This is a genomic window from Variovorax sp. P1_G12 (assembly GCF_056405555.1).
Genome location: NZ_JBFUBW010000042.1, coordinates 17,384 through 31,254 on the forward strand (window position 1 = coordinate 17,384; position 13,871 = coordinate 31,254).

Annotated in this window: 13 protein-coding genes; 3 read left to right on the plus strand and 10 right to left on the minus strand. The window is 65.9% G+C overall.

Annotated features, from left to right (window positions below):
• Positions 1 to 81 precede the first annotated feature (81 nt).
• The 8 genes from AC1D2O_RS32675 to AC1D2O_RS32710 all read right to left on the minus strand — a co-directional run bounded on the left by AC1D2O_RS32675 (position 82) and on the right by AC1D2O_RS32710 (position 9,298).
• Positions 82 to 798, minus strand: a complete 717-nt coding sequence (locus AC1D2O_RS32675) for an ABC transporter ATP-binding protein (RefSeq protein ID WP_478095081.1) — start codon at positions 796 to 798, stop codon at positions 82 to 84.
• Positions 799 to 1,569, minus strand: a complete 771-nt coding sequence (locus AC1D2O_RS32680) for an ABC transporter ATP-binding protein (RefSeq protein WP_478158549.1) — start codon at positions 1,567 to 1,569, stop codon at positions 799 to 801. It lies immediately after the preceding gene.
• A gap of 16 nt (positions 1,570 to 1,585) precedes the next feature.
• Positions 1,586 to 2,767 carry a branched-chain amino acid ABC transporter permease gene (locus AC1D2O_RS32685; protein WP_478094531.1) on the minus strand — a complete coding sequence of 394 codons (1,182 nt, stop codon included), beginning with the start codon at positions 2,765 to 2,767 and terminating at the stop codon, positions 1,586 to 1,588.
• A 10-nt stretch (positions 2,768 to 2,777) separates the two neighbouring features.
• The gene (locus AC1D2O_RS32690; protein WP_442285758.1) at positions 2,778 to 3,707 is read right to left on the minus strand and encodes a branched-chain amino acid ABC transporter permease; all 930 of its coding nucleotides are present in this window, start codon (positions 3,705 to 3,707) and stop codon (positions 2,778 to 2,780) included.
• A gap of 239 nt (positions 3,708 to 3,946) precedes the next feature.
• Entirely contained in the window at positions 3,947 to 5,239 is a 1,293-nt protein-coding gene (locus AC1D2O_RS32695; protein ID WP_478094161.1) for a replication-associated recombination protein A, read from the minus strand.
• Positions 5,240 to 5,251: 12 nt separating this feature from the next.
• The gene (gene lolA / locus AC1D2O_RS32700) at positions 5,252 to 5,884 is read right to left on the minus strand and encodes an outer membrane lipoprotein periplasmic chaperone LolA (protein ID WP_478094163.1); all 633 of its coding nucleotides are present in this window, start codon (positions 5,882 to 5,884) and stop codon (positions 5,252 to 5,254) included.
• Positions 5,885 to 6,111: 227 nt separating this feature from the next.
• Complete coding sequence (locus AC1D2O_RS32705) at positions 6,112 to 8,496, minus strand: DNA translocase FtsK (protein ID WP_478158550.1); 2,385 nt, start codon at positions 8,494 to 8,496, stop codon at positions 6,112 to 6,114.
• Between the two features lie 127 nt (positions 8,497 to 8,623).
• Entirely contained in the window at positions 8,624 to 9,298 is a 675-nt protein-coding gene (locus tag AC1D2O_RS32710) for a Crp/Fnr family transcriptional regulator (RefSeq protein WP_478158551.1), read from the minus strand.
• 166 nt (positions 9,299 to 9,464) lie between these two features.
• Between AC1D2O_RS32710 and trxB the strand changes: the two genes are divergently transcribed.
• The 3 genes from trxB to rpmG all read left to right on the plus strand — a co-directional run bounded on the left by trxB (position 9,465) and on the right by rpmG (position 11,122).
• On the plus strand, positions 9,465 to 10,412 hold the full coding sequence (gene trxB / locus AC1D2O_RS32715; RefSeq protein WP_477650704.1) for a thioredoxin-disulfide reductase: 948 nt from the start codon (positions 9,465 to 9,467) through the stop codon (positions 10,410 to 10,412).
• A 291-nt stretch (positions 10,413 to 10,703) separates the two neighbouring features.
• Positions 10,704 to 10,937: a 50S ribosomal protein L28 gene (rpmB, locus tag AC1D2O_RS32720; protein ID WP_028251282.1), complete on the plus strand. Its 234-nt coding sequence runs from the start codon at positions 10,704 to 10,706 to the stop codon at positions 10,935 to 10,937.
• Positions 10,938 to 10,948: 11 nt separating this feature from the next.
• Complete coding sequence (gene rpmG / locus AC1D2O_RS32725; protein ID WP_007830291.1) at positions 10,949 to 11,122, plus strand: 50S ribosomal protein L33; 174 nt, start codon at positions 10,949 to 10,951, stop codon at positions 11,120 to 11,122.
• 129 nt (positions 11,123 to 11,251) lie between these two features.
• On the opposite strand, the gene AC1D2O_RS32730 is transcribed toward rpmG, so the two are convergent.
• Positions 11,252 to 12,466 carry a DesA family fatty acid desaturase gene (locus AC1D2O_RS32730; protein ID WP_478093446.1) on the minus strand — a complete coding sequence of 405 codons (1,215 nt, stop codon included), beginning with the start codon at positions 12,464 to 12,466 and terminating at the stop codon, positions 11,252 to 11,254.
• A gap of 131 nt (positions 12,467 to 12,597) precedes the next feature.
• Positions 12,598 to 13,869: an RsmB/NOP family class I SAM-dependent RNA methyltransferase gene (locus tag AC1D2O_RS32735; RefSeq protein ID WP_478093447.1), complete on the minus strand. Its 1,272-nt coding sequence runs from the start codon at positions 13,867 to 13,869 to the stop codon at positions 12,598 to 12,600.
• Positions 13,870 to 13,871 lie beyond the last annotated feature (2 nt).

Sequence of the window (13,871 nt, forward strand, 5' to 3'; positions counted from 1 at the left end):
GCTTTGCCGGGCCACCGGTGTTGCCCCCGGTAGGGGGTGGGCGCCCGGACACGAAGTGCCGGGCAACCTGGGGGCGAGCAACTATTCCCCAAGGTACGCAGCGCGTACCTTGGGGTCGCTGAGCATGATCTTGGCGTCGCCGCTCATGGTGATCAGGCCCGACTCCATCACGTAGCCGCGATCGGCCAGCTGCAGCGCGCGGCTGGCGTTCTGCTCGACCAGCAGCACGGTGACGCCCTGGTCGTAGACCTGCTTCACGACCTCGAAGATCTTGTCGACCATGATCGGCGACAGGCCCATCGACGGCTCGTCCAGCAGCAGCACCTTGGGGCGCGCCATCAGCGCGCGGCCCATCGCGAGCATCTGCTGCTCGCCGCCCGACATGGTGCCGGCCAGTTGCGTGGCCCGCTCCTTCAGGCGCGGGAAGGTCGCGAAGACGCGGTCGATGTCCTTCGCGATCTCGGCCTTGTCCTTGCGGATATAGGCGCCGATCTGCAGGTTCTCGGTGATCGTCATGCGGGTGAACACGCCGCGGCCCTCGGGCACCATCACCAGGCCTTCGCCGACCAGGTCCCAGGCGCCGCGGCCCTTGATGCTCTTGCCGAGAAACTCGATCTCGCCGCCGAGGAAAGGCAGCGTCCCCGTGATGGCCTTCATCGTGGTCGTCTTGCCCGCGCCGTTGGAGCCGATCAGCGACACCAGCTCGCCCTCGCGGACCTCGAAGTCGATGCCCTTGACGGCCTGGATGCCGCCGTACGCGACCTTCACGCCGCTCACTTTAAGTAGAGTCTGTGCCATCTAGTGCCCTCCCGTGCCGAGGTAGGCCTCGATCACTTTTTCATTTCTCTGCACGTCCGCCGGCGTGCCCTCGGCGATCTGCTTGCCGTAGTCGAGCACGGTCACGCGATCGCACAGGCCCATCACCAGCTTCACGTCGTGCTCGATCAGCAAGATGGTGCGGTTGTCCTTGCGGATGCGGTCGATCAGCTCGCGCAGCATCACCTTCTCGGTCGCATTCATGCCGGCGGCGGGCTCGTCGAGCGCGATCAGCTGCGGATCGGTCGCCAGCGCGCGGGCGATCTCCAGCCGCCGCTGGTCGCCGTACGACAGCGTGCGGGCCTTGTAGTCGGCGAACTTGCCGATGCCGACGTATTCGAGCAGCTCGTGCGCGCGCTCGGCGATCGCGGCCTCCTCGGCCTTGAACCCGGGGGGGCGGAAGATCGCGCCGAAGACGCCCGAGTGCGTGCGCACGTGCCGGCCGACCATCACGTTCTCGAGCGCAGTCATTTCGGCGAAGAGGCGGATGTTCTGGAAGGTGCGTGCGATGCCGGCCTTGGCGACTTCGTGGACCGCGGTTGGCTGATAGGGCTTGCCGGCCAGTTCGAAGCTGCCGCTGTCGGGCGAATAGAGCCCGGTGATGACGTTGAAGAAGGTGGTCTTGCCGGCGCCGTTGGGGCCGATCAGCCCGTAGACCTGGCCACGCAGGATCTTGATGCCGACGTCGGAGAGGGCCTGCAGGCCGCCGAAGCGCTTGGAAATGCCGCGGACGTCGAGGATGGTTTCAGTCATGTTTTGCGCCCCTGACTCACGGATTGATCGACATCGGGCGCGAGGCGGCGCCGGGCACTTCATCGGCCGGTGTCTCGATCCCCGGCGCTGCCGCCGGCATGCCCGAGGCCGGCTGCACGCCCCTGCGTGCCAGCGACTTGCCATGCTCCGGCGACGGCCAGAGGCCGCGCGGACGGACCAGCATGATGATGATCATCGCCAGCGCAATGAAGAGCTGGCGCAGGATCGAGGCGTCGAGCCGGCCGCCGGTCATCGCCTGCAGCGGGGCGGCGACATAGCGCAACACCTCGGGCAGCGCGGACAGCAGGATCGCCCCCAGGATCACGCCCGGCAGGTGACCGATGCCGCCCAGCACCACCATCGAGACGATCATCACCGACTCCATCAGGCTGAAGGACTCGGGCGACACGAAGCCCTGGAACGACGCGAACATCGCGCCGGACACGCCGCCGAAGCTGGCGCCCATGGCGAAGGCCAGCAGCTTCATGTTGCGGGTGTTGATGCCCATCGCCTTGGCGGCGATCTCGTCCTCGCGGATCGCCATCCAGGCCCGGCCGATGCGCGAGAGCTGCAGCCGGTGCGAAATGACGATGGTGAAGATCACGAACATCAGGAACAGGTAGTAGTACAGCGTGACCGACGAGATCGTGAAGCCGTCGAACTTGAGCGCCTTGCCCAGGTTGAGGCCCCAGAAGTGCACCGGATCGATCGCCGTGATGCCCTTGGGACCGTTGGTGATGTTGACCGGATGGTCCAGGTTGTTCAGGAACACGCGGATGATCTCGCCGAAGCCGAGCGTCACGATCGCCAGGTAGTCGCCGCGCAGCTTGAGCGTGGGCGCGCCCAGCAACGCGCCGAACAGGCCGGCCACGAGCAGCGCCAGCGGCACCACCACCACCAGCGACACGTGCAGCCCGTTCGGGAACATCGCCTTGATGGCCGGGAAGGTGTCGGTCAGGTGCGGCGATCCCAGCAGCGCGAACAGGTAGGCGCCGATGGCGAAGAAGGCCACGTAACCCAGGTCGAGCAGGCCGGCATAGCCCACCACGATGTTGAGGCCGAGCGCCAGCATCACGTACAAGAGCGCGATGTCGGCGATCCGCACCCAGGCGTTGCCCTGGGTCTGCAGCAGCAGCGGCAGCGCGAGCACCAGCACCGCGCCGACCACGTACAGAATGAGGTTCTTGCTGTTTTTCATGGCGTCCTCCTCAGGCCCGGTCCGCCACGCGCTCGCCGAGCAGGCCGGAGGGCCGCAGCGTGAGCATGACGATCAGCACGATGAACGCGAAGATGTCGCTGTAGTGGCTGCCCAGCACATCGCCGGTGAGCGCGCCGATGTAGCCCGAGCCGATGGCCTCGATCAGGCCCAGCAGGATGCCGCCGACCACCGCCCCGGCGAGGTTGCCGATGCCGCCGAACACCGCCGCCGTGAAGGCCTTGAGGCCCGGAATGAAGCCCATCGCATGCTGCGCGATGCCGTAGTTGGAGGCATACATCACGCCGGCCACCGCCGCCAGCACGGCGCCGATGATGAACGTGGCCGAAATCACCATGTCAGGGCGGATGCCCATCAGGGCGGCGACCCGCGGGTTCTCGGCGGTGGCGCGCATCGCGCGGCCCAGCTTGGTGTAGTTGACCAGCCAGGTGAGGATCGCGAGGCAGATCGCCGTCACGCTGAGGATCATCACCTGGGTCGGCGAGATCACCGCGCCGCCGATGTGGATCGGGGTGGTCGACAGCAGGTTCGGATAGGCCTTGTTGGTCGGCTTCCAGATGATCATCGCCAGCGTCTGCAGCAGGATCGACATGCCGATCGCCGTGATCAGCGGCGCCAGCTTGGGGCTGTTGCGCAGCGGCCGGTAGGCCACCTTCTCGATCACGAAGTTGAGCGTGGCGGCGACCACGCAGGCGATCAGCAGGGCGATCAGCAGAATCAGCCAGCCCGGCGTGCCGGGCATCGACTCCTGCATGAGCCCGATGATGCTCCAGCTGGTCAGTGCCCCGACCATCAGCACTTCCCCGTGCGCGAAATTGATGAGATTGATGATGCCGTACACCATGGTGTAGCCCAAGGCTATCAAGGCGTACATGCTGCCGAGAACCAGACCGTTGATGATCTGCTGCAGCAAGATGTCCATACTAAATTCCCTTTTTATATCGACGCCCTCGAGAGGCGCCCGGCTGGCCCTGCGCACTGATCAAGCGCTGGGGCTCCCTTAGCAAAAAACCCGCCAACATGTGACGACGGCGGGTTTGTGGCGGGATTGTAGTGACGCCAGATCGCCGTTCCAGCGCGTATTCGACGGGGTTTTCCCGCTGGCGGATCGCCAAGCAGGTGGGCCGTGCAAGGGAGTACCGATGCGGCTGCAGCTGCGTATCAGCGGCTGGCGTCCTGGTTGCGTTTTCGCAATTCGCGTAGTTTTTCCGCAATACGGATTTCGAGGCCGCGCTCCACCGGACGGTAGAACGCAGGCGGATCGACGCCCTCGGGCAGATAGCTCTCGCCGGCCGCGAAGCCGCCCTCCTCGTCGTGCGCGTAGCGGTAGCCCTTGCCGTAGTCGAGCTGCTTCATGAGCTTGGTCGGCGCATTGCGCAGGTGCATCGGGACCGGCCGCGTGCCGTCCGACTGGATGAAGGCCTTGACCTCGTTGTAGGCCTTGTAGACCGCGTTGGACTTCGGCGCCACCGCGAGATAGACCACGCACTGGGCCAGCGCCAGTTCGCCTTCGGGTGTCCCGAGCCGCTCATAGACCTCGGCGGCATCGAGCGCCAGGCGCAGCGCACGCGGATCGGCCAGGCCGATGTCCTCGCTCGCCATGCGCACCAGCCGGCGCGCCATGTAGCGCGGATCGGCGCCGCCGTCGAGCATTCGGACGAACCAGTAGAGCGCCGCATCCGGATCGCTGCCGCGCACCGACTTGTGCAGGGCGGAGATGGTGTCGTAGAACTGCTCGCCGCCCTTGTCGTAGCGCCGCAGCCGCTCGCCGAGCACCCGCAGCAGCCATTCGTCCGTGAGGGTGTCGAGCTTCTCGGCGCGGGCCGCCACCGCCAGCGTCTCGAGCGTATTGAGCAGGCGCCTGGCGTCGCCATCGGCATAGGCCACCAGGCGGTCGACGGCCTCGGCGTCGATCGCCGGCACCGCCTGGATGCCCTGCGCCCGCTCCACGATCTTCTTGAGATCGGCCTCGCCCAGAGGCTGCAGCACATACACCGCGGCCCGCGACAACAGCGCCGAATTGACCTCGAAGGACGGGTTCTCGGTGGTCGCGCCGATGAAGGTGAACAGGCCCGACTCCACGTGCGGCAGGAAGGCGTCCTGCTGGCTCTTGTTGAAGCGGTGCACCTCGTCGACGAAGACGATGGTTCGGCGCTGCTCGAGTCCGTCGCGTGCCGAGGTGGCGCGTTCGACCGCGTCGCGGATGTCCTTCACGCCGCCGAGCACCGCGCTGATGCTCAGGAACTGGGCATCGAAGGCATCGGCCATCAGTCGCGCGATGGTCGTCTTTCCGGTGCCGGGCGGGCCCCAGAGGATGCACGAATGCGGCTGGCCGGATTCGAAGGCGATGCGCAACGGCATGCCGGGGCCCAGCAGGTGCTGCTGGCCGATCACCTCGCCCAGGGTGCGCGGGCGAAGTCGTTCAGCGAGAGGTTGGTGGGTGGAGGTGGCCATCCGCGGCCGGCACTACTGGCGGATCACGTCGGCGCCGCTCGGCACCTTGAACTGGAAGGTCCCGGCCGGCAGCGGCGGATTGACCTCGACCTTGCCGAACTTCAGCGCCGAGCGCTGACCGAAGCTGTCCAGGATCTCGAGCGCGGACAGCGCGTCGCCCTGGAAGCCGATCTGCACGCTCTGCAGCTGGCCGTCCTTGCTCTTCGGCGTCGCCTTGACCCATTGCAGCCCGTCGCGCTCGGGGGCGGCCTCGAGCGCGAAATCGGCCTGCAGCGCGCGCAGGTCGGGCGCGGCGGCGATCAGCGCGGCGGGCGTGGACCCGAGCGCCTGCGCCTGCTTGCGCTGCGTGACCTGGTTCAGGTCGGCGTCATAGAGCCACAGCGTGTCGCCGTCGGCGACGATGCTCTGGACAAAGGGCTTCTTGTAGTCGAACCTGAATTTGCCCGGCCGCTGGAACTCGAAGCTGCCGGTCGAGACCTTGGGGCGCGATTCCTGGCCCTCTTTGGGCGGCGCCGTCACGGTCTGCGTGAATTCCGCGCGGCCGGACTTGACCGTCTTCACGAAAGCCTCGAGGCTTTCCATGCCACCGGCCCAGGTACCGCCCGCCACCGCCGCCAGCAAGGCGCCTGCAATCAATTTCTTCATCAACATTCCGTTCCTTCAAGGCCGACAAAACCGGGCCGGTCAGGGGCCCGGCCGGCGCAGCCAGGCCCGTGGGTGAAACACCGCGGAACTGGCTTTGCCAGGCCGCTGGTGTTGCCCCCGGTAGGGGGCTGAGAAGCCGCGGCTCCGAGCCTGCCTGCGCAGGCTTGGACGGCTTCGAAGAGCCGCTGCCTCTGGCAGCGACTCGAGGCAACTACCTGGGGGCGAGCTTATTCCGTCCTTGCCGGCACCAGGATCTCGCGCTGGCCGCTGCCGCTCATCGCGCTCACCAGGCCGGCGTTCTCCATGTCCTCGACCAGCCGGGCGGCGCGGTTGTAGCCGATCTTCAAATGGCGCTGCACCAGCGAGATGCTGGCCTTGCGGTGCTTGAGCACGACTTCGACCGCCTGGTCGTACATCGGGTCCTTCTCGCCGCCGTCGCTGCCGCCCTCTCCCAGCACATCGCCGTCGCCGTCGACCGTGCCGCCTTCGAGCACGCCCTCGATGTAGTCCGGTTCGCCCTGCGACTTCAGGTAGGCCACGACGCGGTGGACTTCCTCATCGCTCACGAAGGCACCGTGCACGCGCACCGGCAGGCCGGTGCCGCTCGGCATGTAGAGCATGTCGCCCATGCCCAGCAACGCCTCGGCGCCCATCTGGTCGAGGATGGTGCGCGAGTCGATCTTGCTCGACACCTGGAAGGCGATGCGGGTCGGGATATTGGCCTTGATCAGGCCGGTGATCACGTCCACGCTGGGCCGCTGCGTCGCCAGGATCAGGTGGATGCCGGCCGCGCGCGCCTTCTGCGCCAGCCGTGCGATCAGCTCCTCGATCTTCTTGCCGACCACCATCATCAGGTCGGCCAGCTCGTCGATCACGACCACGATGTGCGGTTCGCGCGCGAGCGGCTCGGGGCTGTCGGGTGTCAGGCTGAAGGGGTTGTAGATGAACTCCTCGCGCGCCTTCGCCTCGTCGATCTTGACGTTGTAGCCGGCCAGGTTGCGCACCCCCAGCTTGCTCATAAGCTTGTAGCGGCGCTCCATCTCGGCCACGCACCAGTTGAGGCCGTGGGCCGCCTGCCGCATGTCGGTCACGACCGGCGCCAGCAGGTGCGGAATGCCTTCGTAGACCGACATCTCGAGCATCTTCGGGTCGATCATCAGCAGGCGCACATCGCGCGCCTCGGCCTTGTACAACAGGCTCAGGATCATCGCGTTGATGCCGACCGACTTGCCCGAACCGGTGGTTCCGGCCACCAGCACGTGCGGCATCTTGGCGAGGTCGGCCACCACCGGATTGCCGATGATGTCCTTGCCCAGGCCCATCGTGAGCATCGACTTGCCCTCGTTGTAGACCTGCGAGCCCAGGATTTCGCTGAGCCTGATCGACTGCCGCTTCGCGTTCGGCAACTCGAGCGCCATGAAGTTCTTGCCGGGAATGGTCTCGACCACGCGGATCGACACCAGGGAGAGCGAACGCGCCAGGTCCTTCGCGAGACCCACGATCTGCGAGCCCTTGACGCCGGTGGCCGGCTCGATCTCGTAGCGGGTGATCACCGGGCCCGGCGAGGCCAGCACCACGCGCACCTCGACGCCGAAGTCCTTGAGCTTCTTCTCGATCATGCGCGAGGTCATCTCGAGCGTGTCGGGCGAGACGGTTTCCTGGCGTGCCTGCGCGGCGTCGAGCAGGTCGACCTGCGGCAGCTTGCTGTCGGGCAGCTCGCGGAACAGCGGCTTCTGGCGCTCCTTGGCCACCCGGTCGCTCTTGGGCACTTCGGCCAGGGCCGGCTCGATCTGCACCGGCGGCGAGGGCGCGCGGCGCTTGAGCCGCGGAATGATGCGCAGCTCCTCGTCGGGCGCCTCGGGCTCGAGACCCGGGTCGACGGCGGACAGCTCTTCGCGCTCGCGCACCGCCTGCTTGCCCATCGCGATGTCCTGCGCGATCTCGCGCTTTTCGCGCCGCGACTCGAACAGCGAATACAGGCGCGTCCCGATGCGTTCGGCGATCTGGCCCCAGGAGAAGCGAAACACCAGCGCCGAGCCGATCACGCCAGCGGCGATCGCGATCAGCGCCGAGCCGGTGAAGCCCATCCACTTGACACTCGCCGGCCCGACCAGGTAGCCGAGCACGCCGCCGCCGTGTCCCGGCAGGCGGAACTCGAGCCGGTAGAGGCGCGACCATTCGAGCATCGCGCTCGCGCAGAGCAGCAGGATCAGGCCGAACCAGAAGGCGAGACGGCTGCGGTTGAAGGGGCCGCGCGGCGGCTGCTCGCCCGGGGCTTCCTCGCCGCCACGCATCCAGCCGGCCAGGGAGGACAGCCAGACGCGCAGCCCGGCCGCCAGGCACCACCAGACCGAGTAGCCGGCCAGGAAGTAGCTCGCGTCGGCCAGCCAGGCGCCGATGCGGCCGCCCCAGTTCTTGATCTCGCCACCGGTGCCCGACGTCGACCAGGCGGCGTCCGAGGGCGTGAAGCTCAGCATCGCGAGCAGCCAGAACAAGAGCACCACGAACCCCGCGATCAGGGTGATCTCGTGCGCGAAACGCATCGCGCGCAGCCGCACCGGCTGCGCCTCGCCGGCCGAGGCGTTTTGAAGGGTATTGAGCGAATAAGTCATGAAAGGCACGCCGGCCGGCCCGCGACGGCGGGCAGGCTCGGAAAAACTACAACGAAAACGCCCGCGGCCGCGTTGTCAGGGCCGGCGACGTGGTGGCCGGCGCGCTGCGGCGCCGCCGGCCTGACGGTCAGGTGAGCGATGAGAGTCGTTCCTTGACGATCATCGAGCCGTCGGGCTGGGTCTGGACGAAGCCACGCTCCTCCAGATCCTTCATGACGCGGCTTACCATCTCGCGCGAGGCGCCGACCATCTTGGCCAGGTCCTGGCGCGAGATCTTGTCGCGCACCTTGAGGTTGCCCTCGCCATCGTCGACCGCGAACTCGAGCAGCGAGCGCGCCACGCGGCCATAGACGTCCATCAGCGCCAGCGACTCGATCTTGCGATCGGCGTGACGCAGGCGCGCCACCAGGCCGCGCATGATGTTGTAGGACATCGATGAGTTCTCGGGCAGGCAGCGCGCGAAGGCGTCGCGGTCGAGCATCAGCACGTCGGTCTGGATCTCGGTGCGCACCGTGGCCGAATGCGGCTCGTCGTCGATCATGCTCATCTCGCCGACGTAGTCGCCTGGCTGCAGCGTCGCGAGAATGACCTCCCGTCCGCGGCTGTCGGTGCTCATGACACGGGCCCGGCCGGTCAGAATGATGTAGAGGGCATCCGACTTCTTGCCTTGTTCGACCACGACCTCGGCACGCTTGAAGCGCTTCTTGACGATCGCATCGGCGATGCTCGCGGACTGAGCGGGCGTCAGCGCTGCGAACAACGGCACGCGACGGAGCAATTCAAGATTGGACAACATCGACATTCATCAATCCCCGATTCGGCGCGACTCAAAAACCGATGGATTAATACAATCGCGCGCATTGAAAGGAGTCGCCGTACGGGCTTGAACCGAACGGTGATACTCCATATCTATAAACCACCTTGAAAATGTACACGCTGCTGCAGCGTCAATCCTAGGTTTTCTACTCATGCCATCCCAACTGCACACTAAGGTTCTCATTCTCGGCTCCGGCCCGGCCGGTTACACCGCCGCAGTCTACGCGGCCCGCGCCAACCTGGAACCCATGCTGATCACCGGCATGGCACAAGGCGGCCAGCTCATGACGACGACCGACGTCGACAACTGGCCGGCCGACGTCCATGGCGTGCAGGGTCCCGACCTCATGCAGCGCTTCCTGGAGCACGCCGAGCGCTTCAAGACCCAGATCGTCTTCGACCACATCAACAAGGTCGACTTCAGCAAGCGCCCCTTCACCCTCACCGGCGACAGCGGCACCTACACCTGCGACGCGCTGATCATCGCCACCGGCGCCTCGGCCAAGTACCTCGGGCTCGACTCCGAGCAGCACTTCATGGGCCGCGGCGTCTCGGGCTGCGCCACCTGCGACGGTTTCTTCTACCGCGAGCAGGAAGTCTGCGTGATCGGCGGCGGCAACACGGCGGTCGAGGAGGCGCTCTATCTGTCGAACATCGCGAGCAAGGTCACGCTGGTGCACCGCCGCGACAAGTTCCGCGCCGAACCGATCCTGATCGACAAGCTGCATGCCAAGGTGGCCGAAGGCAAGATCGAGCTCAAGGTGCACAACACGCTGGACCAGGTGCTCGGCGACGACTCCGGCGTCACCGGCGTCCGCCTGAAGAACACCCAGACCGGCGCCACCGAGGACCTTCAGCTCAAGGGCTGCTTCATCGCGATCGGCCACCATCCCAACACCGACATCTTCCAGGGCCAGCTCGAGATGAAGGATGGCTACATCCTCACCCGCGCCGGGCTGCAGGGCTTCGCGACCATGACCAGCGTGCCCGGCGTTTTCGCCGCCGGCGACGTCCAGGACCATGTCTACCGCCAGGCGATCACCAGTGCCGGCACCGGCTGCATGGCAGCCCTGGACGCTCAGCGGTTTCTGGAGCAATAGGCTCGCCCCCAGGTTGCCCGGCACTTCGTGTCCGGACGCCCACCCCCTACCGGGGGCAACACCAGCGGCCTGGCGAAGCCAGATCCGCGGTGTTTCACCAACGGGCCTGGCTTTGCCGGCCCTTCGCTGTGCGCTTTGGCATATAATCCAAGGCTTTGCCGAATTTGACGCCCTGCGTCGGTCGGTGATATCGGGGTACCGCCACCCGTTTCTGGCGAGGTCAAGCTGCAAACCACCCACGCAACCCTGCTGCGTTGCTTTGGTGCCAGCTGTTCAAGAAAGAGTGTCCACATGGCACGCGTCTGCGAAGTCACGGGCAAAGGCCCGATGGTCGGAAACAATGTTTCCCACGCCAACAACAAAACCAAGCGCCGGTTCCTGCCGAACCTGCAATACCGTCGTTTCTGGGTCGAAACGGAAAACCGCTGGGTTCGCCTGCGGGTTTCGAGCGCTGCCCTGCGCCTGATCGACAAGAACGGCATCGACGCCGTGCTCGCAGACCTGCGCGCACGCGGCCAAGCTTAAGGAGCTGAATCATGGCAACGAGCAAAGGCGGACGCGAAAAGATCAAGCTGGAATCCACCGCGGGTACCGGCCATTTCTACACGACCAGCAAGAACAAGAAGACGATGCCTGAAAAGATGTCGATCATGAAGTTCGACCCGAAGGCGCGCAAGCACGTCGAGTACAAGGAAATCAAGCTGAAGTAATTCAGCCTGAACCCATAAAAAACCCGCTGCGATCCAGCGGGTTTTTTGTTGCCTGCCCTTTCCTCCTACTCTCGGCAGGCATGAAAAAGCCGGCTCGAAGGCCGGCTTTTGGAGGAGCCGAAGCTCTGGTCAGGCGCGAGCGCCACGCAGGCGCGTCGAGAACTCGCGCAGGCCCGCAATGCCACTGGCTTCTGCGCGGTGGCACCAGGCAGCCAGGTCGGCAGCCAACTGCTCGCGCGACTGCGACGTGTTGAGCCACAGCTGGCGCAGCTCTTCGCGCATGGTCACCATCTTGTCGAGCACCGGATGGGCCGCACGGGCCTGGACCAGGTCCGAACGCACGGCGGCCGGCACCTTGTCGTCGTCGCGGTGCAGCCAATTCTTGGCCGCCTTCAGTACCGACAGGTCGGCACCCTTGGCCTTGAGCTGGTCCAGCTCATCGCGGGTGGCACGGCGCATTTCGCGCGCATAGCCGGCCATCACTTCGTAGCGGTTGGCAATGACGGCCTCGAGGGTCTTCTCGTTGGCGACAGGCACCACGTCACCCATCTGCAGCTTCGGCGGCAGCTTCTTGACCTTGGCCCAGCCGATCTTCTGCATCAGGCTGATGTAGACCCAGCCGATGTCGAACTCGTACTTCTTGACCGAGAACTTGGCCGAGGTCGGGTAGGTGTGGTGGTTGTTGTGCAGCTCTTCGCCGCCAATGATGATGCCCCACGGGACCAGGTTGGTGCTGGCATCCGCAGCTTCGAAATTGCGATAGCCCCAGTAGTGGCCGATGCCGTTGACGATGCCGGCAGCCCAGAACGGGATCCAGAGCATCTGGACGGCCCAGACTGTCAACCCAAGCATGCCGAACAGCGCGACGTTGATGATCAGCATCAGGCCGACACCCTGCCAGCTGTAGCGCGTGTACAGGTTGCGCTCGATCCAGTCGTCGGGCGTGCCGTGGCCGAAACGCTCCATCGTTTCCTTGTTCTTCGATTCCTTGCGGTACAGCTCGGCGCCGCGCCACATGACTTCGTCGATGCCCTTGACCTGCGGGCTGTGCGGGTCGTCGACCGTTTCGCACTTGGCGTGGTGCTTGCGGTGGATGGCCACCCACTCCTTGGTCACCATGCCGGTGCCCAGCCAGAGCCAGAAGCGGAAGAAATGCGAGGGAATCGGGCCCAGGTCCATGGCCCGGTGCGTTTGCGTCCGGTGCAGGAAGATCGTGACCGCCGCGATCGTGATGTGCGTGGTGACGAGCGTGTACAGCACGACTTGCCACCATGCGAGGTCCCACAAGCCGTTTCCGAGCCAGTCGATGGCCGCGCTCAGTACGGCAGAGTCAGGAAGCAACATTGAGTTCAGTACTCCATGGCCGCACGAAGGTGCAGCCTTCAGGTAACCAGTGATTTTAAAGGTTCGAGCCTGAAAAGGGGCTTAAATCCTTGATTCACCGCAACTCTTACCCTTTCTTTGGAGCCTGGAGCCTATTTCCGGTTCCACACGGCGGCAAAAAAGCCGTCGGTGGCGTGGCGATGGGGCCAGAGCCGCAGGTAACGCGTCCCGCGCTCGCCGCCAGCGCACAGGGCTTCGGCGCCCGCCACCTTGAGGCCGGCCAGCAGTTCCGCGGCATCCTGGGGTTCGAAATCCGGATTGGCGGCAGCAAAGGCCTCGGCGATGGCCTCGTTTTCCTCCGGCAGCACGCTGCAGGTCGCATAGACCAGCCGGCCGCCCGGCTTCACCAGCCGCGCCGCGCTCTGCAGGATCGCGGTCTGCTTGGCCGTCAGCTCCTGCACCGACTTCGGCGACTGGCGCCATTTCAGGTCCGGGTTGCGCCGCAGGGTGCCGAGGCCCGAACAGGGCGCATCGACCAGCACCCGGTCGATCTTGCCGGCCAGCCGCTTGATGCGGTCGTCGCGCTCATGGGCGATCGCTGCCGGATGGACGTTCGACAGACCGCTGCGCGCCAGCCGCGGCTTCAGGGCGTCGAGCCGGTGCGCCGAGGTGTCGAAGGCATACAGCCGGCCGGTGTTCCGCATGGTGGCGCCGATGGCCAGCGTCTTGCCGCCGGCACCGGCGCAGAAATCGACCACCATCTCGCCGCGCTTGGCATCCAGCAAAAGCGCCAGCAACTGCGAACCCTCGTCCTGCACCTCGACCGCGCCGCGCGTGAACGCGTCCAGCTTGTTGAGCGCCGGCTTGCCGTCGATGCGCAGGCCCCAGGGCGAGAACGGCGTGGCGACCGCCCGGATCGCCGCCTTGGCCAGTTCCTTCTGCACCTCGGGCCGCTTGTCGGTCAGCGCGTTGACCCGCAGGTCGAGCGGCGCCGGCTGCTGCAGGCTTTCCACCAGGGGCCAGAACTGGTCCCCGAGCTGCGCCTTGAGTGGCGCCACCAGCCATTCGGGCAGGTTGTGTCGATGGCGTTCGAGCAGGTCGTCCTGCTTGACGGCGTCGCAGTTGTCGAGCCAGCGCTTCTCGGTGTCGTTGAGTGCGCTCTTGAGGAAGTCGCGCGGGCCGTAAAAGCCCAGGATCGCCATCCGGCGCTCCTTGGGGCCGCTGCCGGAAGGCGACAGATGATCGAACAGGAGCTTCTTGCGCAACACCGTGTAGACGGTTTCCGCCAGGGTGGCGCGCTCGCGCGGGCCGAACTCGCGGTGGTCGCGGAAGAAGCGCGAAACGACCTGGTCGGCCGGGTGATCGAATTTCAGAACCAGGCCGACCAGGTCGGCGGTGGCGTCAAGCAGGGCTTTGGGGTGCATGA

Coding starts and splice junctions, on each gene's coding strand:
- AC1D2O_RS32675 (WP_478095081.1), bottom strand. CDS start 798: ATGGCACAGACTCTACTTAAAGTGAGCGGCGTGAAGGTCGCGTACGGC.
- AC1D2O_RS32680 (WP_478158549.1), bottom strand. CDS start 1,569: ATGACTGAAACCATCCTCGACGTCCGCGGCATTTCCAAGCGCTTCGGC.
- AC1D2O_RS32685 (WP_478094531.1), bottom strand. CDS start 2,767: ATGAAAAACAGCAAGAACCTCATTCTGTACGTGGTCGGCGCGGTGCTG.
- AC1D2O_RS32690 (WP_442285758.1), bottom strand. CDS start 3,707: ATGGACATCTTGCTGCAGCAGATCATCAACGGTCTGGTTCTCGGCAGC.
- AC1D2O_RS32695 (WP_478094161.1), bottom strand. CDS start 5,239: ATGGCCACCTCCACCCACCAACCTCTCGCTGAACGACTTCGCCCGCGC.
- lolA (WP_478094163.1), bottom strand. CDS start 5,884: ATGAAGAAATTGATTGCAGGCGCCTTGCTGGCGGCGGTGGCGGGCGGT.
- AC1D2O_RS32705 (WP_478158550.1), bottom strand. CDS start 8,496: ATGACTTATTCGCTCAATACCCTTCAAAACGCCTCGGCCGGCGAGGCG.
- AC1D2O_RS32710 (WP_478158551.1), bottom strand. CDS start 9,298: ATGTCGATGTTGTCCAATCTTGAATTGCTCCGTCGCGTGCCGTTGTTC.
- trxB (WP_477650704.1), top strand. CDS start 9,465: ATGCCATCCCAACTGCACACTAAGGTTCTCATTCTCGGCTCCGGCCCG.
- rpmB (WP_028251282.1), top strand. CDS start 10,704: ATGGCACGCGTCTGCGAAGTCACGGGCAAAGGCCCGATGGTCGGAAAC.
- rpmG (WP_007830291.1), top strand. CDS start 10,949: ATGGCAACGAGCAAAGGCGGACGCGAAAAGATCAAGCTGGAATCCACC.
- AC1D2O_RS32730 (WP_478093446.1), bottom strand. CDS start 12,466: ATGTTGCTTCCTGACTCTGCCGTACTGAGCGCGGCCATCGACTGGCTC.
- AC1D2O_RS32735 (WP_478093447.1), bottom strand. CDS start 13,869: ATGCACCCCAAAGCCCTGCTTGACGCCACCGCCGACCTGGTCGGCCTG.